The organism is Chromohalobacter moromii, assembly GCF_023091865.1.
Lineage (GTDB): Bacteria > Pseudomonadota > Gammaproteobacteria > Pseudomonadales > Halomonadaceae > Chromohalobacter > Chromohalobacter moromii.
This window is the reverse complement of the sequence record NZ_JAHXDI010000002.1, coordinates 710,246-736,347: the sequence shown is the minus strand read 5'-3', so window position 1 is coordinate 736,347 and position 26,102 is coordinate 710,246. Positions and strand designations below refer to the sequence as shown.

Sequence of the window (26,102 nt, the reverse complement as noted above, 5' to 3'; positions counted from 1 at the left end):
CTCGCCTCGGTAACTCTCGGCAAGCCTGCTCTGAAACGCAAAACGCCAGGCCACGTGGGCCTGGCGCATCAGTAGACGGCGCCGATCAACCGCCTTCGCGGATGACGTCGGCCCCGTCGGGAATCTCGAATTCGAAACGCGAGTCCGAAATGTCGTCGTTGACGTCGATGTCATCGAAGTTGATCGCGGTACGCTGTCCGGTGCTGTCTTCCATCTGCAACCCCTCCAGGCGATCATCCTCGAAGGTAAGCTCGAGGCTCTCGAACAACGTGTCGGGCGACTTGGGTATGAGCGTGAAGGTTTCGATGCCGGATTCTTGGCGGCTCGTTACCTCATAGTTTTCGGTCAATGCCTCGGCGCTTCCCGAAAGCAACAATGCTGGCGTATGTGTCACCCGCGTATCGAGCGGGCGAACACTGACCTGTTGCAGATCGGGGTCGTAGAGGTACACCTTGTCACCGTCGGAGACCACGACCTGCTGATACGGCGCGTCGACTTCCCAGTGGAACTTGCCGGGACGGGACAACCACATATGGCCTTCGACCTTCTGCAGGCGCTGGCCGCTACCATCGAGGATCTGCTGTTCGAAATCCGCCGAATAGCTGTCCAGCGGCTCCAACAAGTTCGTCAAACGTTCCACACCATCCGCTTGCGCCATACTCGGAAACGCCAATGCCGCGCCCAAGGCCAAGGCCAGCTTGAATGTTTTCATTACCACTCCTTGTTTCCTCATCCTGCGTTACACGGTGTGACGCCACCTCGGACGAAAAAGTTGCAACGCACGAGGCAACGTTCACCGTCTTTGCACTTTTTACTGGCCTCTAGGAGCGCTTGTGCCGCTCAATGATCGGCGGCAGGTGGCGATGCCAGCACTTCGCGGGCCCCGTTGGTGCCCATCGACGACACGACGCCTGCCGACTCCATGGTCTCGACCAGGCGTGCAGCCCGGTTATAGCCAATCTTGAAGCGGCGCTGCACCGCCGAGATCGAGGCACGACGTGACTCGGTGACGAACTGCACGGCTTCATCGTAGAGCGCGTCTCGCTCCGGGTCGTCACCATCGCCACCTTCCGCCTCGAGCCCAGTCAAGGCATCGGCCGAGACGCCTCCCGAAAGGATCTCATCGACGTATTCCGGTTCGCCGCGCCGTTTCCAGTCCTCGACGATACGGTGCACTTCATCGTCGTCGACGAAGGCCCCATGCACACGCGTCGGCATGCCGGCGCCGGCCGGTAGATAAAGCATGTCGCCGTGGCCGAGCAGGTTCTCCGCTCCGCCTTGGTCGAGAATGGTGCGCGAATCGACCTTGGAGGAGACTTGGAACGCCATCCGCGTCGGAATATTCGCCTTGATCAGGCCGGTGACCACATCGACCGAGGGACGCTGAGTGGCAAGGATCAAATGGATCCCCGCAGCACGAGCTTTTTGCGCCAGCCGGGCGATCAGCTCTTCGACTTTTTTGCCGACGATCATGAACATGTCGGCGAATTCGTCGATCACGACCACGATGTACGGCAACTTCTCTAGTACCGGGGGCTGCTGATGCATTTCCCACGGCTGCGGCTCCCATAGCGGATCGGCAACCTGGGCGCCATGGCGTTCGGCCTCATCGAGCTTAGCGTTGAAGCCGGCCAGGTTGCGCACCCCCATCGCTGCCATCAGCTTGTAGCGACGCTCCATCTCGGCCACGCACCAGCGCAATGCGTTGGCGGCTTCCTTCATGTCGGTAACCACCGGCGCCAACAGATGCGGGATGCCGTCGTAGACCGACAGTTCCAGCATCTTGGGATCGACCATGATCATGCGCACTTCATCCGGCGTCGCCTTGAGCAACATCGAGATGAGCATGGCATTGACGCCCACCGACTTGCCCGACCCCGTGGTCCCGGCCACCAGCAGGTGTGGCATCTTATTGAGATTGGTGACCACGGGATTACCGCCGATATCCTGCCCCAGTCCCATAGTGACCGGCGAATCGGCCTGCTGGTAGACATCCGAGTCCAGTACTTCGCGCAGCCGAATCATGGCGCGGTTAGGGTTGGGGATTTCGATCCCTACCGTGGGACGCCCAGGGATGATCTCCACCACGCGTACGCTCTTGACCATCAGCGAACGCGCCAGGTCCTTCGATAGATTGCTGATCTTGGAGACTTTGACCCCAGCGGCGGGCTTGATCTCGAAACGGGTGATGACCGGGCCCGGCCAGGTGTCGACGACCTCTGCCTTGACACCATACTCACGCAGCCGCGTTTCCAGCAGCTCGGCCATGTCCGCCAACTGCTCATCGGTATAATTGGGTTTTTGCTCACCGGTCGGCGTCAACAGCCGCAACGTGGGCAACGCCCCCTCGGGCTCGGTCGACGGCACGGTCTCGGGACGCTGATTCTGCAGATGCTCCACCGTCCACAATGCCGGAGCCTCATCATCGCCTTCCGGCTCGCTCGCCGACGGCTCGGCCGTGCGCACGTCGGGCGCTTCCCCGGGGGCGCTTTCTACCTGGCCACGCGGCGCTGACCGTGACATATCCTCCGAAGGCGCATCCGGCACCTCGGGCTCGGGCGGCGCCGAGGCCGGTGCCGATGAGCGTGCTTCCGGGGCTTCGTCGTCCCAGCTGATGCGGGGGCGTGGCGGCTCCGACGGCGCCTCGGGCGCGGGTTCCGGCGACGTGGCATCCTCGGACGCCGTCGTCGAAGCGTCATCCGGCTCGCGTGCTGACGTGGCGGGGGGCGCCGTTCCGACGTCATCATCGTCGCGGCGGACCTGGATGCCCCAATCACCGAGCGGAACGTCGTCATCGTCGTCAGCGGTCAGCGGCTCCGGGATGGGTTCAGGAACACGCCGTCGGGTAACATCGGCGCGCATCGAGGCCGCAGAGCTCGTATCCGCTTGGGACGGCGTCTGAGACGTCACGTCAGGCTCATCGGAGGCATGCTCCGTGGGGCGAGGTTTCTCGCTCTCGCCACGCTCGTTGCGAGAGCGGTCATGCGGCGCTGTGGTAGTGGCCGCATCGCGCTGTGGTGCACCCGAGGCGGCGAAGCCGGCCCGCTCGTCATCGGCACGTTGGCGGGCCGTATAGGCGGCATCCGGGCGCTTGGCGGAGGGCGTATGCTCAGGAACATCCCAGGGGATATCGGTTTTGCCATCATTACGCCAAGCAGAGGTTTCAAGCGTGGGCTCGGTGGTCTCGAAGGACGGTTCCACACGGCGCTCACTGGCCGTTGCATACGATGGCTCAGAGGTCGCACCTGCCAATTGCGGGGCGCGCCGTGACGCGCGCCAGCGCTGCCACCACGAGGGGCGTTTTTTCTCGTCTGCCGGCGCCTCATCCTCCTCCAATGGCGCATCAGCCTCGGCGGCATCCATGTCGTCATCGTCGTAGGTCTCACGCCGCTGGGCTGAACGCTGCCGACTGCCGCGCCACTTGTCGATACTCCACGCCAGCAGGCGATACATGCCACGCCCCAGTTCATCCATGACCGCCAACCAGGTCATGCCGGTAAACAGGGTAAAACCGCACATGAAAGCGACCAGCGACACCAATGTAGTGCCTTGCACATTGAGCAGCGGCTGTAACGCACCGACCAGCCCTTCGCCGAGAATACCGCCCGCCGCGTAAGGTAGCTCGCTGTCGGGATGATAGAAGTGCAACGCCCCCAAAGTGGTCGTACTCAGCAACAACAGCACCAAACCACTGGTACGTACCGAAAGCGCCGTCGGGTCCCAGGCGATGTTCACTTCCCGCGCACGCAGCATCCGCCAGGCCGCGAAGCCGAACATGCCCGGCCACCACAGGGCGCTGGCGCCGAATAGCGAATACAGTACATCCGACAGCCACGCTCCGACGGGGCCCATCCAGTTATTGATCGTTTGATTGGGGCCACTGTGTGACCAGCCCGGGTCGCCAGGCACATAGCTGAAAAGCGACAACAGGAGAAAGACACAGATAGCAAGCAGCACGATGGCCGCGCCTTCGCGCGTCACCCCCTGCAGATGCATCACGACCCGGCGTGCCTGCTCCTTGGCCTGGGACGCCGTTTGTCCGCGCTCGTTGCGTTTTCCATTGACACTCAAGTGGCCATCCCCCTTGCGCCACGTATGGCGATACCTAATATTGCCGACACTGCCCGACGCGTGCCGTCCTTGTCCTTCACGTTCGAGAGAACGGCTCGCATCTCAACCGATGGGCTTTTCTGGTTTGCCATCATACCCACCCCATGCGCTGCGTCACAGGGGAAAAACCATACCTCGCGTTGTCGCGGAAAGGCGACGCCACGCGGCCGGAAGGCGAAGCGGGTAGTTATCGATGCCGCACCTGACGTACGCTGAAACTCCCTCTTGGACGATATCAGCAGAGACGCGTGCCCATGTTGCCTTGGCTACCTCCTCACCGGGTCGGTTTCCCGCCCGTCGAACAAGCGTTACGCGAGCCCGACGGGCTGCTTGCTGCCGGTGGCGAGCTTTCGCCGGACTGGCTGCGCTGCGCCTATCGACGCGGCATATTCCCATGGTTTGCGCCGGGAGAACCCATCCTGTGGTGGAGCCCCGATCCACGCCTGGTATTGTTCCCCGACGAGGTCCACGTGCGCCGCAGCCTCGGCAAGCGCTTACGCAACGCCGGCTTCACGATCACCTTCGATCATGCCTTCAAGGCGGTCATCACGGCCTGCGCCGACACGCGCGATGCCACAGAAGGAACCTGGATCACGCCCGCCATGCACGACGCCTATTGCCGCTTGCATATCGAAGGCGACGCGCATTCGGTCGAGGTGTGGCGCGACGGAGACTTGGTGGGTGGGCTTTATGGCATCGCCTTGGGTGGCGTGTTCTTCGGCGAGTCGATGTTCAGCCGCGTCGCCGATGCATCGAAAGTGGCGCTGGTGCATCTTGCCCGGCATCTGGCGGCACACGGCGGGCAACTGATCGACTGCCAGGTGCATACGCCCCATCTGGCCAGTCTTGGCGCACGAAGCATCGCCCGCTCATCGTTCATCGACTATCTTGACCAATATGCAGGGGGCCACGGATCACCAATGCTATGGCCTTCCTCTCCGCCCGACCATTTCCCAGTCGAAGAGCCGAAGCCAACGTGAGCAGCAACACGCCATCCCAACTCACGCGAGATCTGCGTTTCTTCCTCACCGTCCCGCATGGATGCAGCTATCTACCGGACCGCGAGGCGACCACGCTATTTCTGGACCCTCAGGAACAGCCCGGTCAAGGCGTCTACGACGCGCTGTCGTTGCTGGGCTTTCGGCGCAGTGGCCGACATCTCTATAGGCCACACTGCGAGGGGTGCCGGGCCTGCATTTCGGTGCGCATCCCGGTGCAAGACTTCGCGGCCTCTCGCACGCAGCGCAAGCTGATGTCACGCAATGCCGATCTCGAAACACGCATCCGGCCAGCGGCGTTTCACGAAGAACATTATGCGCTTTACGCACGCTACATTCGTACCCGCCACGCCGATGGCGACATGTTCCCGCCCAGCCACGAGCAATACCGCACTTTTCTGACCCTGGATCACCCTTACGCACGCTTGATCGAATTTCGTCTGGAAGGCCAACTGCTTGCCGTCGCGGCGACGGACCTGCTGAGCCATGGCGTATCGGCCATTTACACCTTCTTCGACCCGGGTCTGGAATTCGAGCGCCGCTCTCTCGGCACCTACTCGATCCTCCATCAGATCGAACTGGCGCGCCGGCTCGAGCTTCCCCACGTCTATCTCGGCTACTGGATTCGTCAGTGTCGCAAGATGCGCTACAAACAGGATTTTCAGCCTCTAGAATACCTCGATGGCCGATATTGGCGGCGTCGAATCCCTCTAGCCGACACGCCTCTTGCATGACGATAGCGCCACATCATGCACATGATTTTTGCCTTAACCCTCGGCATGCGGCAGAATATCGGGCTATCTTCAAAACCGATGCTGACCACGGTCGTAATGAGCGCTGGCAACGGCCGCAAACCGTGGCGCACTTTCGAAGAAGCTTTCAACGCAATACGAGGAAACGCCTAATATGGCACGTGAAGACCATATTGAAATGGAAGGTGTCGTGGTCGATACCCTTCCCAACACCATGTTCCGAGTCGAGCTGGAAAACGGCCACGTCGTGACGGCCCATATCTCCGGCAAGATGCGCAAGAACTACATCCGCATCTTGACCGGCGACAAGGTCAAGGTCGAGCTGACGCCGTACGATCTTTCCAAGGGTCGCATCGTCTACCGCGCCCGCTGAGCTACACCACGGCACGATCGCGCTGCTGGCTTGCTACTGCGCCCACGAAAAACGCCCCGTCATGACGACAGGGCGTGAAGCGTGCGGCGTTACGGTATGAGTTGGGGAATCGCTCAGGCCACGGCCGCCTCCGTCTCCATGTGTAGCTCGCCTTCCTCGAGGGTGACATACACTACGCCACCGTGCTCGGCGAGGTCGCCGAACAGAATCATCTCGGCAAGCGGCTTCTTGAGCTTCTCCTGGATGACACGCGCCATCGGACGCGCTCCCATTTCCGGATCGTAACCTTCCTCGGCAAGCCAGGCTCGCGCCGATTCGTCGACATCCAACTGAACGCGTTTTTCGTCGAGTTGCGCCTGCAGTTCGACCAAGAACTTGTCGACCACATTGCGCACCACCGAGGGCGCCAGGCCGTGGAACTGGATGATGCCATCCAGGCGATTACGGAACTCGGGCGAGAAGGTTTTGCGCAGCACCTCCATGCCATCCGTGGAGTGATCTTGAGTCTGGAAGCCGATGGAGCGACGCGCGATCTGCTCGGCCCCAGCATTCGAGGTCATGATCACGATCACGTGACGGAAATCGGCCTCACGACCGTTATTGTCCGTCAGGCGGCCATGATCCATGACCTGCAGCAGCAGGTTGAAGACCTCGGGGTGCGCCTTCTCGATCTCGTCGAGCAACAGCACGCAATGCGGCTGTTTGGTGATCGCCTCGGTCAGCAAGCCGCCTTGGTCGTATCCCACATAACCAGGAGGAGCGCCGATCAGACGCGATACCGTGTGGCGTTCCATGTACTCGGACATGTCAAAGCGCACCAGTTCGATGCCCATCAGCTGCGACAGCTGGCGCGCCACCTCGGTCTTGCCGACACCAGTCGGTCCCGAGAACAGGAAGCTGCCCACGGGCTTGTCGGGCGACTTCAGACCCGCACGCGATAGCTTGATCGCCGCCGAGAGGCTGGTAATGGCTTCATCCTGGCCGAACACCAGCATCTTGAGATCACGCTCGAGATTCGACAGCAGCGTGCGGTCCGAGCTGGAGACGCTTTTCGGCGGAATCCGCGCAATGGAGGCGACCACCGCCTCGACCTGGTCGACATCGATGGTCGAGACGCGCATCTCCGGCGGCAACAACCGCTGATGCGCTCCTGCCTCGTCGATCACATCGATGGCCTTGTCCGGCAGGAAGCGATCGTTGATATAACGATCCGCCAAGCGTACCGCACTGTCCAACGCGCCATCGGTGTACTTGAGTGCGTGATGTTCTTCGAAGCGTCCACGCAACCCCTTGAGGATACGGATGGTGTCGTCCACCGTCGGCTCGGGCACGTCGACTTTCTGGAAACGCCGCGCCAGGGCCCGATCCTTTTCGAAGATGCCACGATACTCCTGGAAGGTGGTCGAGCCGATGCAGCGCAGCTCGCCCGAAGACAGCAGCGGCTTGAGCAGGTTGGAGGCATCCATGACGCCGCCCGATGCGGCGCCGGCACCGATCACGGTATGAATCTCGTCGATGAACAAGATCGAGTTAGGCTGTTTGCGCAACTCGGCCAGCAGCCCCTTGAGCCGCTTCTCGAAGTCACCGCGATACTTGGTGCCGGCCAGCAAGGTGCCCATGTCCAGCGAGTAGACGACACCATCGCTGATCACATCGGGGACATCTTCCTCGACGATGCGCTTGGCCAAGCCTTCGGCGATGGCGGTCTTGCCGACACCCGCCTCGCCCACCAGCAACGGATTGTTCTTGCGCCGCCGCGCGAGGATCTGAATCACGCGCTCCAGCTCATGGTCGCGACCGATCAACGGATCGATCTTGCCAAGGCGCGCCTGTTCATTGAGGTTGGTGGCATAGCCTGTCAACGGATGGGGGCCACCCTCAGACACGCCCTCCTCGGCCTCTTCACTTTCATGTGAAGAGGGAGACTGGCCATGTCCAGCAACCTTGGAAATGCCATGCGCGATGTAATTCACCGCATCCACGCGCGCGACGTTCTGTTGTTTGAGGAAGTAAACGGCCTGGCTTTCCTGCTCTGAGAAGATCGCGACCAGGACGTTGGCCCCCGTGACTTCCGATTTCCCCGAGGATTGCACATGGAAGACGGCACGCTGCAGTACGCGCTGGAAGCCCAGCGTGGGCTGCGTTTCACGATCTTCCTGGTCGTCGGGAATCAAAGGGGTGGTAGAATTGATGAAGTCCTGCAGATCGGCGCGCAGCTTTTCGAGATTGGCGCCGCAGGCTCGCAACACATCGGCCGCGGAGGCATTGTCCAACAACGCCAGCAGCAGGTGTTCCACGGTCATGAACTCATGGCGCTTGGAGCGCGCCACGGTGAAGGCCGTGTTCAGGGTGAGTTCAAGTTCTTTGCTCAACATGGCAATCCCCTTTTAGCCGCCTATGGCGTCTGTCGGCACTTTCACAATCGGGCACAAACAGAGGTTATGCAAGTGCTACCTTGGACCACGATTTAACGCAGCAGTGCCGTCTCAGTCCGCCTCGTCGATATCGCACAGTAACGGATGCTGGCATTCGCGTGCGTACTCGTTGACTTGGTGACATTTGGTTTCCGCGATATCACGGGTAAAGATGCCACAGGTCGCTTTGCCATGGGTATGCACGACAAGCATGATCTGCACGGCTTTCTCCCGCTCCAACGCAAAGAAGGTTTGCAACACCTCGACGACGAACTCCATGGGAGTGAAGTCATCATTGTGCAGCACGACCTTGTACATCGGCGGTTTGGCCAGCTCCGGGTCCGCCGACTGGACCGATACGTCGCCCTCCGGGTCTTCGTGGGGATCCTCACCGGGCGGTCGCGTCATGCCAAGGATGACCGCCGTGTCAGGCGCTCGAGATACGAATGGGCTTTCTGATTCAAACATAGATGGAAATGTCCGTAAGTGCGCGCCGGATAGGCAAGGCAAGCGCCCTAAGGGCAACACCGCCGCCTATCTCCGGTTTCTTCAATGTGCGGCCGGCTGGGCATGGATGCAAGGTAGGCGCCATGAAAAAGCTCGCGCCTGGCGGGAGCAAGTATGGCATCGCGCCCCGAGTGCGGAGTAGGCTTTGCCCATCCCCGCTGCTTGTCGAAAGATCCGAGACCGCCCATGAGTTCGCTTTACCTGCTGCATAAACCTTATCAAATGCTCTCGCAGTTTACCGATACGCAAGGCAGGGCAACGCTCGCCAACGTCATCGACGCCCCCGAGGTATACCCCGCTGGGCGTCTCGATTACGATTCAGAGGGCCTGCTCCTGCTGACCGATGATGGCGCCCTGGCTCACCGCATCACTCATCCGCGTCACAAGCAGCCCAAAACCTACTGGGTGCAAGTCGAAGGCGATCCCGGGGAAACGACCCTAAAGGCGCTGCGCAGCGGCATCACGCTAAAAGACGGCCCAACGCGGCCCGCCCAGGTGCGGCGCCTCGCGGCACCCAATATCGCACCACGCCAGCCGCCGGTACGCTACCGCGAAGCCATTCCCACCGCCTGGCTCGAAATCGTCCTCAGCGAAGGCCGAAACCGACAGGTTCGCCGTATGACCGCACATGTCGGTCACCCCACGCTGCGCCTGATCCGCGTCGCCATCGGCCCCTGGCGCCTCGACGATCTAGCGCCGGGGGCATGGCGCAAGGAGACGTTGCATGCGCCGCGTACCAAGGCCCGCACACCAGATAAGCGCCACCGGAGTCGTCGATGAGCCGCTGGACGCCCCACGTCACTGTTGCCAGCGTCGTCGAGCGCGCCGGCCGTTACCTACTCGTCGAGGAGGACAAGGGTGGCCCGTTCAGCCTCTTCAACCAGCCCGCCGGCCATCTCGAACCTGGCGAGCGCCTGACTCAGGCCGCCGAACGCGAAACCCGCGAGGAAGCCGCCTGGCACATCACACTGACCGGCTATCTGGGGCTTTACGTCTATACCGCACCCGACGACCTGACCTTTCACAGTCATGCCTTCGTCGGCATCCCCCTCGCCCATCTGGGCAACGACCTGGACAGCGGCATCGTCGCCGCGCACTGGCTGACGCTCGACGAGATCGAAGCCCTGGAACGCTCGCATCGCCTGCGCAGCCCGCTGGTGCTAAAGCGCATACGCAACGCCAAGGCCGGACGCCAGTTTCCGCTTGATGTGATTCAGGAACGCTGATGGTTCAATATTCACGAGCGCTGAGGGCTCAATTCACGAGCGCTGAGGGCTCAAGCTCGAAGCACGAAGCCGATTTCAGGTATAATATCGCCCCGAACATCAATCCATCCTCAACCCATTCGAGAGTGACCATGTCTCACGCCACGGAATCCTCCACTGCGGGGGCCGCTACCGCGTGCAAAGTCATCGTCGGCATGTCCGGCGGCGTCGATTCGTCCGTGACCGCCCTCGTCCTGCTGGAGCAGGGCTACGAGGTCGAAGGCCTGTTCATGAAGAACTGGGACGAGGACGACGGCACCGAGTACTGCACCGCCAAGGACGACCTTGCCGATGCCCAGGCCGTTTGCGACAAGCTCGGCATCCGGCTACATACCGCGAACTTCGCCGCCGAATACTGGGATAACGTCTTCGAGCATTTCCTCGCCGAGTACAAGGCCGGCCGGACACCCAACCCGGATATCCTTTGCAACCGCGAGATCAAGTTCAAGGTCTTCCTCGAATACGCCGAGATGCTCGGCGCCGAACGCATCGCTACCGGGCATTACGTACGCAACGGTGAGCGTGACGGTCGCGTGCGCCTGCTCAAGGGCCTGGATGCCAACAAGGACCAGAGCTACTTCCTGCACGCCGTACCGGAAGTCGCTATCGCGCGCACGCTGTTCCCGGTCGGCGAGATGGAGAAAAGCGAGGTCCGCGCCATCGCCGAGCGCCATGGTCTAGCCACCGCGCGCAAGAAGGACTCTACCGGCATTTGCTTCATCGGTGAGCGGCGCTTCGGTGACTTCCTGAAGCAGTACTTGCCCGCACAGCCTGGCACGATCGAAACGCCCGAGGGAGAGGTCATCGGCGAGCACATGGGGCTGATGTACTATACCCTCGGACAGCGCCAGGGCCTGGGCATCGGCGGCCTGCCCAACCATCCCGATGCGCCGTGGTACGTGGCGGCCAAGGATCTCGAGCGCAACGTGTTGATCGCCGTGCAGGGCAAGCATCATCCGCTCTTGTATACCGACAGCCTGAGCACCGAGCCCGTGGAATGGGTCGCCGGCCAACCACCGGCACCGGAGGTACGCCTCCAGGCCAAGACCCGCTATCGCCAGCAAGATGTCGCCTGTCAGGTTCGCGTGCTCGAAGACGGCGGTGTCGAAGCGTTCTTCGACGATCCCCAGCGCGCCGTCACACCGGGCCAGTCGCTGGTGCTCTACGAAGATGACATCTGCCTGGGCGGCGGCGTCATTCGCGAGACATGGAACCGAGACGCGCGCCAAGGAGACAACGCTGCATGACGCCCACCCCGATCCAAAGCGCACCACAAAGCGCCGTCGCCCGCCAGGCACTGGCCCTTGCGGGCGTCTTCCAGGCCGCCGCAGTGGTCGACGAGCTGGCCCGTACGGGACAGTGCGACGAACGCGCCTGGAATACGCTGATTCATGCCACGCTGGAGACCAATCCAGAAAGCTTCGCGGCGATCTACGGCGGTCATCACAACAATCTGCGTCTGGGCATCGACACCCTCAGCGCGGTGATGGATCGCCAGCGCAACGACCCCGCCGTGATGCGTTACGGCTTCTCGCTGGTGCTGTTGATGCAGAAGCTGCGCAAGGACGATGCCATGCTGGCCTCGCTGGGAGAGCGTCTGGGGCGCGTTCAGGGCCAAGCCAAGCACTTCGGCGAGACGCACGAAAACGTGATCGCCAGTCTCGGTCAGCTCTATCAGGACACGCTGTCCACGTTTCGTTACCGCATCGTCGTACAAGGCGACCCCAGCTTGCTGCAAAGCCGGATGATGCCCGAGCGCGTGCGAGCTGCTTTGCTGACGGGCGTACGTTTCGCCCTGCTTTGGCACCAGCAAGGCGGCCGCCGCTGGAAGCTGCTGCTTCAGCGTCAGTCCATCAAGAAATCACTCAATGCCCTCGACGACCGCTAACGGTCCTCGCCGCGCGATTCGATCCACGACCCGGAAGACGACATCCATGGAACTTTCCGCTCTCACCGCCCTATCCCCCGTCGATGGTCGCTATGGTGCCAAGGCTGCGGCCCTGCGCGAGCATTTCAGCGAGTATGGCCTGATTCGTGCCCGCGTGACCGTCGAAGTCCGCTGGCTGGAACGTCTCGCCGCACATCCGCAGATTACTGAAGTGCCGCCGCTTTCGGCACAGGCCACGGCCTTTCTCGGCCAGCTGGTGAGTGAGTTCTCGGTCGCCGACGCCGAACGCATCAAGGAGATCGAGCGCACCACCAACCATGACGTCAAAGCGGTGGAGTACTTCCTGAAGGAAAAGGTCGCCGACTTTCCGGAACTGCATGCGGTCACCGAGTTCATCCATTTCGCCTGCACCAGTGAGGACATCAACAACCTCTCCCACGGGGTGATGCTGCGCGGTGGCCTCGACACCTTGTTGCCCACGCTGCGTGAGATCGTCACCGCGGTCGAGCGCCTGGCCCACGAGCACGCCGAGCAACCCATGCTTTCGCGCACCCACGGCCAGACCGCCAGCCCCACCACGCTGGGCAAGGAAATGGCCAACGTGGCGTATCGCCTGCGCCGCCAGCTCAAGCAGATCGAAGCCGCCGAGATCCTCGGCAAGATCAACGGCGCAGTGGGTAACTACAACGCTCACCTCACCACCTATCCGGAAATCGATTGGGTCGAGAACGCACGCATTTTCGTCGAGAACTTGGGGCTGACCTTCAATCCCTATACCACGCAGATCGAGCCGCACGACTACATCGCCGAACTGTTCGATGCCATCGCGCGCTTCAACACCATCTTGATCGACTTCGACCGCGACGTGTGGGGCTATATCTCGCTGGGCTACTTCAAGCAGAAGACCGTCGAGGGCGAGATCGGCTCTTCGACCATGCCCCACAAGGTCAATCCCATCGATTTCGAGAATTCCGAGGGCAATCTCGGCCTCTCCAACGCCCTGCTCGGCCACCTCGCCGAGAAGCTACCGATTTCTCGCTGGCAGCGCGACCTGACCGATTCCACGGTACTGCGCAACCTCGGCGTAGGCCTGGCATACGGGCTGATCGCCTACCAGGCCACACTCAAAGGGGTCAGCAAGCTGGAGGCCAATCCGGCCCGCCTCGACGAGGACCTCGATCAGAACTGGGAAGTCCTCGCCGAGCCGATCCAAACCGTGATGCGCCGCTATGGTATCGAGAAACCCTATGAAAAGCTCAAGACGCTGACGCGTGGCAAGCGGGTCGACCAAGCTGGGTTCGCGGCCTTCATCGACAGCCTGGAATTGCCCGACGACGTCAAGACCGAGCTCAAGGCACTGACCCCGGCCACCTATATCGGGAATGCCAGCGAGCAAGCTCGCAAGCTATAAGCTGGAAGCTGGAAGCTGGAAGCTGGAAGCTGGAAGGCAGCATGAGCTCGCCACCCACGGTGCCAAGCCGTTTCTTCCGGTTTCCAGGCGTGCAGCGCCGCTCTGCAAGCTTCACACATGGTCGTGGTTGCCCACTCATCCTTTTCGAGTCCCGAGATTCTTATGTCGAGCGACACTCCCCTATCGATACTCGGCGGTCTCACCGCCGAGACTTTCCTGCGTGACTACTGGCAGAAGAAACCGCTGCTGATTCGTGGCGCATTCCCCGATTTCGCGTCGCCGCTTGCCCCGGAGGAGCTCGCCGGCCTGGCCTGCGAAGACGGCATCGAGGCCCGGCTCGTCGAAGCCCAGGGCCCCGATAAGCCCTGGCAGGTCAGCCATGGGCCTTTCGATGACGCCACCTTCGCGCGCCTGCCCGACCGAGAATGGTCTCTTCTGGTCCAGGCCGTCGATCATTACGTGCCCGAGGTCGCCGCCTTGCTCGAGGCCTTCGATTTCCTACCGCGCTGGCGCCTCGACGACGTCATGGTCAGCTACGCGCCGCCCGAGGGTAGTGTCGGCCCCCACGTCGACAGCTACGATGTCTTCCTGCTTCAAGGCAGTGGCCAGCGCCGCTGGCAACTCGGTGGCGAGCAGCCCGACGACGCCCCCATCGTCTCGGGCGTCGACCTGCGCATGCTCGAACGCTTCGAGGTCACCCCCGGCGAGGACTGGGTGCTCGAACCCGGCGACATGCTGTATCTGCCGCCGCGCATCGCCCATCATGGCGTCAGCCAGAGTGCCGACTGCATGACTTACTCGATCGGCTTTCGCGCGCCCTCAACCGACGAGATCATCACCTCGTTTGCGGACTACCTCGGCGAAATGCAGTCCGAGACCTCGCGTTACACCGACCCCGACCTGCGCCCCACCGAACACGCCGGTCGCGTCGATGACGACGCCATCGCGCGTCTCCGCACACTGATGCTATCGGTGATCGACGATCCGGCGCAGATGACGCAATGGTTCGGACGCGTAATGACCCAACCCAAATATGCCGATCAGCTCGCGCCCCTCGAGACGCCAACCGACAGCGATGCCATTACCGAGGGGCTGTCGAAGGGGCACTACTTGGAACGCTCACTGGGCTCGCGCTTCGCGTTTCATGAGGAGAACGGCCGCACCACGCTGTTTACGGATGGCGACGGCCATGCATGCTCGCCTGAGCTAGCGCGCCTGCTGGCCGATACCGCGCCACTGCATGCCGCCACCCTGGCAGAGCATCTCGACGACGCCGCCCTGTCGCTGCTCACCGAGTTGCTCAATCGCGGTAGCCTGCAGTGGCAGGACGAGGATGCCGAGGACGAGGAGGCGTGACATGACGCTCGAGATCGCAAGCGGTGACTGGACCTCGCTGGGGGCGACTTGTAGCGCGATCCGCAAGGTCGTATTCATCGAAGAACAAAACGTCCCCCAAGCAGAAGAGTGGGATGGCCGCGACCCGCAATGTCTGCATTTCCTACTTCATGTAGATGACCGCGCCGTAGGCACCGCACGTCTCTTGCCGGATGGGCATATCGGCCGCGTGGCGATTCTCGAGGAAGCACGTGGCCAAGGGCTAGGCCTGCATTTGATGGAAGCGATACTCGTGGCGGCTCGAGAAGCCGGCCACCATTCCGTGCACTTGGATGCCCAGACCTACGCAATCCCCTTCTATGAACGTCTGGGCTTTACCGCGCATGGCGATGAGTTCCTCGACGCCAACATTCCCCATTACCATATGAGCCTGCATTTTCAATAAGTTGTCTCGGGCCTTTCTTACCTCTCGGAAAAACACTACATGACGCCACGCCATTCAGGCGTCATGTAGTCAAACTACAACGTCACTTGCGCCTAACTACGCATTGTTGGCCTCGCTTGAGTGCGTCATATTTTTCGTAAAGCCGAAGTTAAAACGGTTGTTTTACCGCAGCGCAATATCCGCGTCGTTACGCGTTTCGCGGCGGAAAAGATCGCACTTCGACTGAACGTGAAATGCCCTTTCGGGCACGCTCTTAACGCTCACGACGACCAAGAGGCAAGCGACATGTCCCAGACACGCGAACAGCAAATCGCTGCGTTGGAACAGGATTGGAACGAGAATCCGCGCTGGAAGGACGTCAAGCGTCCGTACAGTGCCGACGATGTGGTCAGACTCCGCGGCAGCGTCAACGAAGCGCACACGCTGGCCAGCCGGGGTGCCGAGAAGCTCTGGCGACTGGTCAACGGCGAGGCTCGCAAGGGCTACGTCAACTGTCTAGGCGCGCTAACCGGCGGCCAAGCCATGCAACAGGTCAAGGCGGGTATCGAGGCGATCTATCTCTCAGGCTGGCAGGTCGCCGCCGATAACAATAGCTACCTGTCGATGTACCCCGACCAGTCGCTCTATCCGGTGGACTCGGTGCCCAAGGTCGTCGAACGCATCAACAACAGCTTCCGCCGCGCGGATCAGATCCAGTGGCAGAAAGGCGCCAACCCCGGCGATGCCGACTTCGTCGATTACTTCGCGCCCATCGTCGCCGACGCCGAGGCGGGATTCGGCGGCGTGCTCAACGCCTATGAACTGATGACGGCGATGATTCGCGCCGGCGCCAGCGGTGTGCATTTCGAGGACCAGCTCGCCGCAGTCAAGAAATGCGGCCACATGGGTGGCAAGGTGCTGGTGCCCACCCAAGAAGCCGTGCAGAAACTGGTCGCCGCCCGTCTGGCCGCCGATGTGGCAGATACCTCCACCTTGGTCATCGCGCGCACCGATGCCAACGCTGCTGATCTGATCACCGCCGACGTGGATGATTACGACAAGCCCTTCATCACCGGTGAACGCACCGCCGAAGGTTTCTACCGGGTGAAGGCCGGTCTTGATCAAGCCATCGCCCGAGGCCTGGCCTACGCGCCCTTCGCGGATGTGATCTGGTGCGAAACCGCCAAACCGGATCTCGATGAAGCCAAGCGTTTCGCCGATGCGATCCATCGCGAATATCCGGGTCAACTGCTGGCCTACAACTGCTCGCCGTCCTTCAACTGGAAGAAGAATCTCGACGATGCCGAGATCGCCGGGTTCCAGCAAGCCCTGGCCGACATGGGCTACACCTACCAGTTCATCACCTTAGCGGGCATTCACAACATGTGGTACAACATGTTCGATCTCGCCCACAGCTACGCTCAGGGCGAAGGCATGAAGCACTACGTCGAGAAGGTCCAGCAGCCGGAATTCGAGGCCGCCGAACGCGGCTACACCTTCGTCGCTCACCAGCAGGAAGTGGGCACCGGCTACTTCGACGACATGACCAACGTCATCCAGGGCGGAGTGTCGTCGGTGACCGCCCTCAAGGGCTCCACCGAAGAAGCGCAGTTCTGACACGCCACACGCTCCCCCAACGAAAAGGGCGCCCGATGGGGCGCCCTTTTCATTGCCTGACCGGCGATCCGATCAACGCTGCTCGCGCAGAATGCCGAGCATCCGCTTGAGCGGTTCCGCCGCCCCCCACAGCAACTGATCGCCCACCGAGAAGGCGGACAGGTATTCGCCCCCCATGGCCAGCTTGCGCAGGCGCCCGACCGGCACGTCCAGCGTACCGGTCACCGCGGCCGGCGTCAGGCCGCTCAAGGTGGCGTCCTTGTCGTTGGGGATCACCTTCGCCCACTGGTTGTGCTTGGCCAGACGATCCTCGATCTCGTCGAGGGGGACGTCCTGCTTGAGCTTGATGGTGAACGCCTGGCTGTGCGAACGCATCGCGCCGATGCGCACGCACAAGCCGTCGATGGGGATCGGCGAGTCGCCGGTGGCGAGAATCTTGTTGCTTTCGACCCCGCCTTTCCACTCTTCCTTGCTCTGACCGTTGTCCATCGCCTTGTCGATCCACGGCAACAAACTGCCGGCCAGCGGCTCGCCGAACTGCTCGGTGGGGAAATCCCCGCCGCGCATGGCCTGCGTCACCTGACGGTCGATATCCAGGATCGCGCTGCCGGGATCGGCCAGTGCCGATGACGCCGCACCATGCAGCGCGCCCATCTGGGAAAGCAGCTCGCGCATGTGCTTGGCGCCGGACCCCGAGGCGGCCTGGTAGGTCATGGAGGTCATCCACTCCACCATGTTGGCCTCGAACAAACCGCCCAGGCCCAGCAGCATCAGGCTGACGGTGCAATTGCCGCCGACGAATGTCTTGCCGCCATTGGCGAGACTGCGCTCGATGACGTGGCGGTTGACTGGATCGAGCACGATGGTCGCCTCGTCCACCATGCGCAGCGTGCTGGCGGCGTCGATCCAATAGCCCTGCCAGCCGGCCTCGCGCAGCGGGCGGTAGACGCTTTCCGTATAGTCGCCACCCTGAGCGGTGACCACCACGTCGAGACTCTTGAGGGCCTCCAGGTCACGGGCATCTTTGAGGGGCGGCACTTCGACCCCGATGTCGGGGCCAGGCTGGCCGACCTGAGAGGTCGTGAAGAACACCGGTTCGAGGCCGGCAAAATCGCCATCCTCGCGCATGCGTTGCATGAGGACGGATCCCACCATTCCCCGCCAACCGACAAAACCGACTCTAAGCATGTGTCGTCCTCCTGAAATCTACGAATGGGCGTATGGCCATGATACGTGAGCCGCGCTCATTGCGCCTGGAATGCCGCCAACACGGCATCGCCCATCGCCTGGGTCGAGACGGGGGCCGTGCCCTCGAAGGCGATATCGGCGGTGCGCAGTCCCTGATCGAGCACCGTTCCCACGGCGCGTTCGATGCGCTCGGCGAGCTGCGGCGCCTCGAGGGAGTAGCGCAGCATCATGGCCACGGACAAGATCGTCGCCAACGGGTTGGCGACGCCTTGCCCGGCAATATCCGGCGCACTGCCATGGCAGGGTTCGTACATGCCCTGACGTTGTTCGTTGAGCGATGCCGAGGGCAACATGCCGATCGAGCCCGTCAGCATCGCCGCAGCGTCGGAGAGGATATCACCGAACATGTTGCCGGTAACGATGACGTCGAACTGCTTCGGCGCGCGCACCAGCTGCATGGCGGCGTTGTCGACGTACATGTGCGACAGTTCGACATCCGGATACTGCGGCGCCAGTCGCTCCATGACCTCACGCCACAGGATGGTGGCCTCGAGCACGTTGGCCTTGTCTACCGAGCAGAGCTTACCGCCCCGCGCGCGCGCCATCTCGAAGGCCACCCGCCCGATGCGTTCGATCTCGTGCTCGGCGTAGATATAGGTATTGAAGCCGACCTTCTCGCCGTCGCGCTCCTCGATGCCCCGCGGTTGACCGAAATAGATGCCGCCGGTGAGCTCGCGCACGATCATGATGTCCAGCCCGGCGACGATCTCGGGCTTGAGGCTCGAAGCCGAGGCCAATTGCGGATACAACAGCGCCGGACGCAGGTTACCGAACAGGTTGAGGTTCTTGCGCAGCCCCAGCAGTCCTTTCTCCGGACGCTTGGCCAGATCCTCGATCTTGTCCCATTGGGGGCCGCCCACGGCGCCCAGCAATACCGCATCGGCGGCCTTGGCGCTCGCCAGCGTCGCGTCGGGAAGCGGCACGCCATGGGCGTCGATCCCCGCCCCGCCGACCAGACCTTCCTCGATGCTGGCCTCTAGGCCCGCCTCGCGGCACGCGTTGAGGATCTTGACCGCCTCGCGGGTGATTTCCGGGCCGATACCGTCGCCCGGCAGAACGAGAATCTTGCGACTCATGGCGTACTCTCTCGCAACTCGACACATCATCATGAATGACGTGATGATTGGTTCGTGGGTGGCCGGCGCCGCGACGCCGACCACGGGAAGATGGGCGTTCCCTGCCATCCCGACTCATTGAGCCGGGCCTCCCTATCGGTTGTGTCCAGCGTTGTTGTTATTCAAAGGCCGCCGGCGTCATCCGGCCTGGCGGAACAACCACGGCCGCGCCTGGCGATGACGCTTTTCGAAGTCATCGATAGCGTCAGCATCCTTCAAGGTCAGGCCGATATCATCCAGCCCTTCGAGCAGGCATTGCTTGCGAAAGGAGTCGACCTCGAAGGTAAGTGTCTCACCGCTGGGTGTGATGACTTGCTGGCTTTCGAGATCGACATCCAGGCGATAGCCTTCCTCGGCCTCCGCCTCCTGGAACAGCCGATCCACCGTGGCCTCGTCGAACGTGATCAGCAACAGGCCGTTCTTGAAGGCATTGTTGAAGAAGATATCGGCGAAACTCGGCGCGATGATCACGCGAAACCCGAAGTCCTCCAATGCCCAGGGAGCATGCTCGCGCGAGCTGCCGCAACCGAAGTTGCGACGTGCCAACAGCACGCTGGCGCCCTGATAACGCGTCTGGTTGAGCACGAAATCCGGGTTGAGCGGACGCGTGGCGACATCCTGTCCCGGGTAACCTTCATCCAGATAGCGCAGCTCGTCGAACAGGTTGGGACCGAAGCCGGTACGCTTGATCGACTTCAAGAACTGTTTGGGGATGATCAGGTCGGTATCCACGTTGGCGCGATCCATGGGCGCCACGAGGCCCTGATGACGATCGAACTTGCGCATGCTCACGCCTCCTGTACTTGGCTGTCATCGTTGGCGGCGCGCTCGGCCCCGAAGTCGCGCACATCGACGAAGTGACCGGCGATGGCGGCGGCGGCCGCCATGGCGGGACTCACCAGATGCGTGCGCCCGCCATACCCCTGGCGACCCTCGAAATTGCGATTGGACGTCGAGGCACAGTGCTCGCCGGTACCCAACTTATCGGCGTTCATCGCCAGGCACATGGAGCATCCCGGCTCACGCCATTCGAAGCCCGCCTCGAGGAAGATCTTGTCCAGCCCTTCTTCCTCGGCCTGGCGCTTGACCAGCCCGGAACCGGGCACGACCATCGCCAGTTGGATGGTATCCGCCACCTTGCGGCCCTTGGCGACCTTGGCCGCCTCGCGCAGATCCTCGATGCGCGAGTTGGTGCACGAGCCGATGAAGACCTTGTCGAGCTGGATATCGGTGATCTGCTGCCCCGCCTGGAGCCCCATGTACTCGAGGGCACGCGAAACGCCTTGCTGCACGGTCTCGTCGCCGGCAGCGGCCGGATCCGGCACCTGTGCACCGACACCGGCGACCATTTCCGGGCTCGTTCCCCAGGTGACCTGCGGCTCGATCTCGGCGGCGTCGAGTTCGACGACCTTGTCGAACGGCGCATCGTCGTCGGAAACCAGCTCGCGCCAATCGGCGACCGCCGCGTCCCAGTATTCCTCACTGGGGGCAAAAGGGCGCCGACGCAGGTATTCGACCGTGGTCTCGTCGACCGCCACCAGGCCCACGCGTGCGCCGGCCTCGATGGCCATGTTGCAGATGGTCATGCGGCCTTCCATGGACAGGTCGCGAATCGCGCTACCAGCGAACTCGATGGCATAGCCGGTACCGCCGGCGGTGCCGATCTTGCCGATCACCGCCAGCACGATGTCCTTCGCCGTCACGCCGAGCCCCAGTTCACCCTCAACGCGCACCTGCATGTTCTTCATCTTGCGCTGGATCAGGCACTGGGTCGCCAGCACGTGCTCGACCTCAGAGGTCCCGATGCCGTGCGCCAAGGCCCCGAAGGCGCCGTGCGTAGCGGTGTGAGAATCGCCGCAGACGACCGTCATGCCGGGCTGCGTAGCGCCTTGCTCCGGCCCTACCACATGCACGATGCCCTGACGCGCATCGTTGATGCGGAACTCCTCGATGCCGAAGCTCGCGCAGTTGTCATCCAGCGTCTCGACCTGAATGCGCGAGACCGGATCGACGATGCCCGCATTGCCCTCGGAACGCTCCTTGAGCGTGGTTGGCACGTTATGATCCGGCGTGGCGAGATTGGTATCCAACCGCCACGGCTTGCGCCCGGCGAGTCGCAGCCCCTCGAAGGCCTGCGGTGAGGTCACCTCGTGGAGCAGGTGACGGTCGATGTAGATCAACGCCGTGCCATCGTCGCGTTCCTTTACCAGGTGCCGCGACCAGAGCTTGTCGTAAAGAGTCTGGCCTGCCATGGAATCTCCTCCACTCGTGCCTTCCCGACCGGGAAGATTGGGCGATGACGCTCTATGTCGTCTTGCGACATGTCGCTAGCTACGCGCCGCGATAACCGGCGCAACTTCAATGTCCCCAAGCCTAAGGGGGCTTATAGATAAACGCAATTCATGTTATTTATGCTTTGGATTCCAAAGTAGAATACTTCTTCAAGAGAGCGCGCTCATGGATACGCAAAGCCTGCAAGCCTTCCTCGCGGTCGCCGACCACGGCTCGTTCTCGCTCGCCGCGGAACAGCTCCATCTGACCCAGCCCGCCGTCAGCAAGCGCATCGCGGGCCTCGAGGGGCAAGTCGGCGCGCAGCTCTTCGACCGACTCAACCGCCGCGTGACGCTTACCGAGGCCGGTCACACTCTGCTGCCGCGTGCCCGCCAGATTTTGGTGATGTTCGACGACAGCCGCCGCGCGCTTTCCAACCTCAGCGGCGACATCAGCGGCAGTTTGACCATGGCCACCAGCCATCATGTCGGCCTGCACCGTCTGCCACCGCTGCTCAAGGCCTATACCCAGGTCTACCCGGACGTACGCATGGACATGCGCTTTCTGGACTCGGAACAAGCCTATCAAGGCGTGCTGGACGGTGACCTGGAGCTCGCCGTGGTCACGCTGGCCCCGGTCCCCGATCCTGCGCTGACGGTGGTGCCGGTATGGATCGACCAGTTGCGCTTCGTCTGCGGGCGCGAGCACGCCCTCGCCGGACGCGACACGGTCGCGCTGTCGGCACTGTCCGATTACGACGCCGTGCTGCCGGGGCACCTGACCTTCACCCGGGGCATCGTGGTGGACACCTTCGCCCGCGACGGACTGCAAGTGAACGTCTCGCTATCCACCAACTACCTCGAAACCCTCAAGATGATGGTCGCCATCGGCCTGGGCTGGAGCGTATTGCCCGAAACCATGATCGACGACGAGATTGAGGTCATGCCCATCGATCATCTTCCTATCCAGCGTCCGCTGGGCTATCTGTTCCACAAGAGTCGTACTCTCTCCAATGCCGCCAGGGCTATGCTCGAAATGCTGGATGATGCTCGAGACCGCCGCGCCACGCACTGGCCTGAGTGAGCACCAACGCGCTATGGTCGACGTTAATTGATCTCTTCAAGAGCCCCTTCGCCTAAGGCTCATCACCCCGTTCCCCCAAGGAGAGCGCTCCCATGACATCCAGCGTTATTCCCGGTACCCCTCGCTAACAACTGGCTTGTGCGTTCCGCTGGCTGGCCCGCCTCGATATGCACGAAGGCGTCGCCAATCACTGCAGCCTGGCCACCCAGGCGGACGGCAGGCGCTTTCTGGTCAACCCTGAAGGGCGTCATTTTGCGGAAATGCGTGCCAGCGACCTCGTCGAGGTGGATGCCAGCCCCGCACAACGTCCCGAATCCATCGACCCCACCGCCTGGGCCATTCACGGCGCCATGCACCGCCAGGGCCACGGCGTGGGATGCGTGATGCATGCCCACTCGCTCTACGCCACCGCCCTCGCTTGCCTAGAGACGCCGGAGCTGCCTCCGGTGGAACAGAACGCCATGCGCTTCTTCGAGCGGGTGCATATCGATGCCGGATTCGATGGTATGGGACTCGATGAGGAAGCGGAACGCCTCGGCAAGTTGGCCGGCATGGCGCCGATCTTGCTACTTGGCAATCATGGCGTGGTCGCCACCGGACACGACGTCGCCGAAGCCTTCGACCACCTCTACTACTTCGAGCGTGCCTGCCGCTCCTACCTGGTGGCTCGTGCCAGCGGTCTTCCCGTACGTCCCGTCGCGCCCGAGATCGCACGCAAGACCGCCCAGCAATGGGAGGACTATCTGGCGCAAGGCTCGGCGCACATGCACCTTGCCGCCTTGATGCGCCTGCTCGACCGCGACGCTCCCGATTACCGTGATTGAAACTCGTCGGCCGACACCATCATGACGTCGAGCTATCGTCCTCAGCGGGTTTAACACCCAACACCTCGGGAATCGTCTGCCGCACATAGCGGCCGGGGGCGGGTTCGATGGGCTTCAGTTCGCCCTCTCCCGGATGACGCGCCGCGACCGTTTTATCAGGATCGGCGTAGCGGTTGTCGGTCATCCAGGCTTGCCAATGCGGCCACCAGGATCCCTCCTGAAACGTCGCCGACTCGAGCCAGGCATCGGGATCGTCGGGGATCTCATCATGGGTCCAGTAGCCGTACTTGCGTTTCGCCGGTGGATTGACGATTCCTGCGATATGCCCCGCGCCCCCCAGCACGAAGGTCACCGGCCCCTTGGGCAGTCGAGCTCCCAAATAGCTACCTCGCCATTTGGCGATGTGGTCATCGCGCGTGGAGACGAAATAGCTCGGTGTCGAGATCTTCCGTAGGTCGATCTTGACGCCATCGAGCTCTATGCCGCCGGGCTGGACGAGACGATTCTCGCGATACATATGGCGCAGGTACCAGCCATGGGTACCCGCTGGCAGGTTGGTGCCGTCGCTGTTCCAATACAGCAGATCGAACGCCGCCGGCGCCTCGCCCTTGAGATAGTTGCTGATATAGAACGACCAGAAAAGATCGTTCTCGCGCAGCAGGTTGAAGGAAAACGCCATGGCACGACCATCGAGGTAGCCGTCACGCGCTAGCTGACGTTCGATGCCGGCCAACACCGGCTCACTGAGAAAGACACCGATTTCGCCGGGATCACTGAAATCCTGCAGCGTCGCCATGTAGGTCACAGAACGCACCTTGCGACCACGCAGACTACTCGTCAGATACGCCACCGTGGTCGCCGCCAGCGTGCCGCCGATGCAGTAACTCAACAGGTTGACGGATTTCTCACCACAGGCTTGCTCGATGGCGCCCATGGCGGCGACCGGCCCCGACTGCATGTAATCGGCCCAGGTCAGGTAACGCTGCTCGGGCCCGGGATTGCGCCATGAGATCATGAACACCGTATGCCCTTGCGCCACTAGCCATTTCACCAGCGAGTTATCCGGGCGCAAGTCGAGCACGTAATACTTGTTGATCCAGGGCGGCACGATCAGCAGCGGCGTCTTGAAGACCTCCTCGGTACTCGGGGTGTACTGAATCAGTTGCATCAAATCGTTTTCGAAGACCACCTCGCCCGGTGTGATGGCAAGGTTCTCACCCAACCGAAAGGCGCTGCGGTCGCTCATCGCGACGTTGAGTCCCTCGGCGGAATTGGCCAGATCCTCGCGCAAACGCTTGAGGCCCTCGACAAGATTTTGTCCGCGCGTTTCGAGTGTCTTGCGGACCACTTCCGGATTGGTAGACACGAAATTGCTCGGCGCGAGCGCATTGACGTACTGCCGCGCATAGAATTCCAGTTGATGGCGTGTCTGCTGCGTCAATCCGCCGAGATTCGCCAACAACTCGTCGACGGCACGCACGAAGAGCAAATACTGCTGAAGGATATAGCGATAGAAGGGATGCGAGTGCCAGGCATCATCGCGAAAGCGTCGATCCTCGGGACTCGGCTCGATCACTGCAGGTACATTCTCGCCCATGAGCTCCCGCAGAGCATTCTGCCAGACACGCAGTTGATCCTGCGCCAGACGCATCTGCACGGTATAGACCGCCGGCGCATTGAAGACCATGGCCTCGGCGCCGATACGCAGACTCTCCTGCATGTCGGCATACACCGAAGCACCCGCGTCGCTGGGCCACAACCGATTGAAGGCTTCCTGCATGAGGGATTGGTATTGCTCACCGAACTCGCTCACCTGACGTTGCCAGGCGTGCGGGTCACCGAAGGTATCATTGCCTTCCTCGGGCCCTTGCCACATACGTCATCTCCCCGCATCGCAAAACGGTTCACGCGCATGCGCGCCGTCGGCAGCCGCCTGTCTTCGCGACTGCCGGGGACATGGCACGTGATGCCTGCTGTTCTATTCTTTGTTTTTGCTGGTACTGCTACTACGTGAAGAGGACGATTGGCTATTGTTGCTCGCCGCCTTGGCGGGTTCGGACGCCGCCTTCATGTTCTCAGAGGCTTGATCGGCAGCCTGCTGCCCCGTTTCGGACATCATCTCTTCCAGGTCGGCCTTGAACTTGAGGCTGATGTCGGCCATTGCGCGGGCGTCTTCCAGCATTTGCTTGGAAAGCGAATTCAGCATGTCGGCCTGCTGGGTGGTGAAATCGCGCGCGTCCTCGGCATCCTTGACCTCGGAAGCAGCCCGCATACGCTCGACGCCCAGTTGGCTATAGCGCTTCATGGCATCGAGCTGGTATTCGGTCATCCGCTCCATGTTGTCCAGCATCAGACCGTTGAACTTGCGCATTGGCTCGAAAAAGCCACGCGTCTGTTCGGAAAAGGCACTAAACATTTTGTCCTGCATGACGGATTCCTCCTGGAGGATCTAAGGCAAGGCCAGTGC

Annotated in this window: 23 protein-coding genes; 13 read left to right on the top strand and 10 right to left on the bottom strand. The window is 61.9% G+C overall.

Annotated elements, in window-relative coordinates:
* Positions 1-85: 85 nt before the first annotated feature.
* On the bottom strand, positions 86-712 hold the full coding sequence (gene lolA, locus KZO83_RS09915) for an outer membrane lipoprotein periplasmic chaperone LolA (RefSeq protein WP_247620654.1): 627 nt from the start codon (positions 710-712) through the stop codon (positions 86-88).
* A gap of 128 nt (positions 713-840) precedes the next feature.
* Entirely contained in the window at positions 841-4,071 is a 3,231-nt protein-coding gene (locus KZO83_RS09910; RefSeq protein ID WP_418904302.1) for a DNA translocase FtsK, read from the bottom strand.
* Positions 4,072-4,364: 293 nt separating this feature from the next.
* Between KZO83_RS09910 and aat the strand changes: the two genes are divergently transcribed.
* From aat to infA, 3 genes are all read left to right on the top strand, one after another.
* The gene (gene aat / locus KZO83_RS09905) at positions 4,365-5,090 is read left to right on the top strand and encodes a leucyl/phenylalanyl-tRNA--protein transferase (protein ID WP_247620653.1); all 726 of its coding nucleotides are present in this window, start codon (positions 4,365-4,367) and stop codon (positions 5,088-5,090) included.
* On the top strand, positions 5,087-5,842 hold the full coding sequence (locus KZO83_RS09900; RefSeq protein ID WP_075369071.1) for an arginyltransferase: 756 nt from the start codon (positions 5,087-5,089) through the stop codon (positions 5,840-5,842). Before aat ends, KZO83_RS09900 begins: the two co-directional genes overlap by 4 nt.
* 172 nt (positions 5,843-6,014) lie before the next feature.
* Entirely contained in the window at positions 6,015-6,233 is a 219-nt protein-coding gene (gene infA / locus KZO83_RS09895; protein WP_011507732.1) for a translation initiation factor IF-1, read from the top strand.
* 113 nt (positions 6,234-6,346) lie between these two features.
* Here the strand turns inward: infA and clpA are convergent, their stop codons facing one another.
* Both clpA and clpS read right to left on the bottom strand, forming a co-directional pair.
* Complete coding sequence (gene clpA / locus KZO83_RS09890; RefSeq protein WP_178999980.1) at positions 6,347-8,608, bottom strand: ATP-dependent Clp protease ATP-binding subunit ClpA; 2,262 nt, start codon at positions 8,606-8,608, stop codon at positions 6,347-6,349.
* 111 nt (positions 8,609-8,719) lie between these two features.
* Entirely contained in the window at positions 8,720-9,115 is a 396-nt protein-coding gene (clpS, locus tag KZO83_RS09885) for an ATP-dependent Clp protease adapter ClpS (protein ID WP_178999979.1), read from the bottom strand.
* 225 nt (positions 9,116-9,340) lie between these two features.
* Between clpS and KZO83_RS09880 the strand changes: the two genes are divergently transcribed.
* From KZO83_RS09880 to aceA, 8 genes are all read left to right on the top strand, one after another.
* Positions 9,341-9,934, top strand: coding sequence for a pseudouridine synthase (locus KZO83_RS09880; RefSeq protein ID WP_247620652.1), 594 nt, complete (start codon positions 9,341-9,343; stop codon positions 9,932-9,934).
* Positions 9,931-10,380 carry an NUDIX hydrolase gene (locus tag KZO83_RS09875; protein WP_178999977.1) on the top strand — a complete coding sequence of 150 codons (450 nt, stop codon included), beginning with the start codon at positions 9,931-9,933 and terminating at the stop codon, positions 10,378-10,380. The genes KZO83_RS09880 and KZO83_RS09875 overlap by 4 nt, the downstream gene beginning before the upstream one ends.
* Positions 10,381-10,511: 131 nt before the next feature.
* Positions 10,512-11,666: a tRNA 2-thiouridine(34) synthase MnmA gene (gene mnmA, locus KZO83_RS09870; RefSeq protein ID WP_247620651.1), complete on the top strand. Its 1,155-nt coding sequence runs from the start codon at positions 10,512-10,514 to the stop codon at positions 11,664-11,666.
* The gene (hflD, locus tag KZO83_RS09865; RefSeq protein ID WP_040242277.1) at positions 11,663-12,307 is read left to right on the top strand and encodes a high frequency lysogenization protein HflD; all 645 of its coding nucleotides are present in this window, start codon (positions 11,663-11,665) and stop codon (positions 12,305-12,307) included. Before mnmA ends, hflD begins: the two co-directional genes overlap by 4 nt.
* Before the next feature lie 46 nt (positions 12,308-12,353).
* Positions 12,354-13,718, top strand: coding sequence for an adenylosuccinate lyase (gene purB, locus KZO83_RS09860; RefSeq protein ID WP_075369066.1), 1,365 nt, complete (start codon positions 12,354-12,356; stop codon positions 13,716-13,718).
* A 162-nt stretch (positions 13,719-13,880) separates the two neighbouring features.
* Positions 13,881-15,074: a ribosomal protein uL16 3-hydroxylase gene (locus tag KZO83_RS09855; RefSeq protein WP_178999974.1), complete on the top strand. Its 1,194-nt coding sequence runs from the start codon at positions 13,881-13,883 to the stop codon at positions 15,072-15,074.
* Position 15,075: 1 nt separating this feature from the next.
* Positions 15,076-15,498, top strand: a complete 423-nt coding sequence (locus KZO83_RS09850) for a GNAT family N-acetyltransferase (RefSeq protein WP_247620650.1) — start codon at positions 15,076-15,078, stop codon at positions 15,496-15,498.
* 285 nt (positions 15,499-15,783) lie between these two features.
* Complete coding sequence (aceA, locus tag KZO83_RS09845) at positions 15,784-17,094, top strand: isocitrate lyase (protein WP_247620649.1); 1,311 nt, start codon at positions 15,784-15,786, stop codon at positions 17,092-17,094.
* Between the two features lie 72 nt (positions 17,095-17,166).
* On the opposite strand, the gene asd is transcribed toward aceA, so the two are convergent.
* From asd to leuC, 4 genes are all read right to left on the bottom strand, one after another.
* Positions 17,167-18,282: an aspartate-semialdehyde dehydrogenase gene (gene asd / locus KZO83_RS09840; protein ID WP_247620648.1), complete on the bottom strand. Its 1,116-nt coding sequence runs from the start codon at positions 18,280-18,282 to the stop codon at positions 17,167-17,169.
* A gap of 56 nt (positions 18,283-18,338) precedes the next feature.
* Positions 18,339-19,418, bottom strand: coding sequence for a 3-isopropylmalate dehydrogenase (leuB, locus tag KZO83_RS09835; protein ID WP_247620647.1), 1,080 nt, complete (start codon positions 19,416-19,418; stop codon positions 18,339-18,341).
* Between the two features lie 177 nt (positions 19,419-19,595).
* Entirely contained in the window at positions 19,596-20,243 is a 648-nt protein-coding gene (leuD, locus tag KZO83_RS09830; protein ID WP_178999969.1) for a 3-isopropylmalate dehydratase small subunit, read from the bottom strand.
* A 2-nt stretch (positions 20,244-20,245) separates the two neighbouring features.
* On the bottom strand, positions 20,246-21,709 hold the full coding sequence (gene leuC, locus KZO83_RS09825) for a 3-isopropylmalate dehydratase large subunit (RefSeq protein ID WP_247620646.1): 1,464 nt from the start codon (positions 21,707-21,709) through the stop codon (positions 20,246-20,248).
* A gap of 205 nt (positions 21,710-21,914) precedes the next feature.
* On the opposite strand from leuC, the gene KZO83_RS09820 reads away from it, so the two are divergent.
* Positions 21,915-22,811 (top strand): LysR family transcriptional regulator, encoded by an 897-nt coding sequence (locus KZO83_RS09820; protein ID WP_247620645.1) that lies wholly within the window; start codon positions 21,915-21,917, stop codon positions 22,809-22,811.
* Between the two features lie 131 nt (positions 22,812-22,942).
* On the top strand, positions 22,943-23,635 hold the full coding sequence (locus tag KZO83_RS09815; protein ID WP_261505698.1) for a class II aldolase/adducin family protein: 693 nt from the start codon (positions 22,943-22,945) through the stop codon (positions 23,633-23,635).
* 19 nt (positions 23,636-23,654) lie between these two features.
* Here KZO83_RS09815 and phaC read toward each other — a convergent pair whose 3' ends face one another.
* Together phaC and KZO83_RS09805 are read right to left on the bottom strand one after the other, a co-directional pair.
* The gene (gene phaC, locus KZO83_RS09810; protein WP_247620643.1) at positions 23,655-25,511 is read right to left on the bottom strand and encodes a class I poly(R)-hydroxyalkanoic acid synthase; all 1,857 of its coding nucleotides are present in this window, start codon (positions 25,509-25,511) and stop codon (positions 23,655-23,657) included.
* 102 nt (positions 25,512-25,613) lie between these two features.
* Positions 25,614-26,063, bottom strand: a complete 450-nt coding sequence (locus tag KZO83_RS09805; protein WP_040242304.1) for a phasin family protein — start codon at positions 26,061-26,063, stop codon at positions 25,614-25,616.
* Positions 26,064-26,102 lie beyond the last annotated feature (39 nt).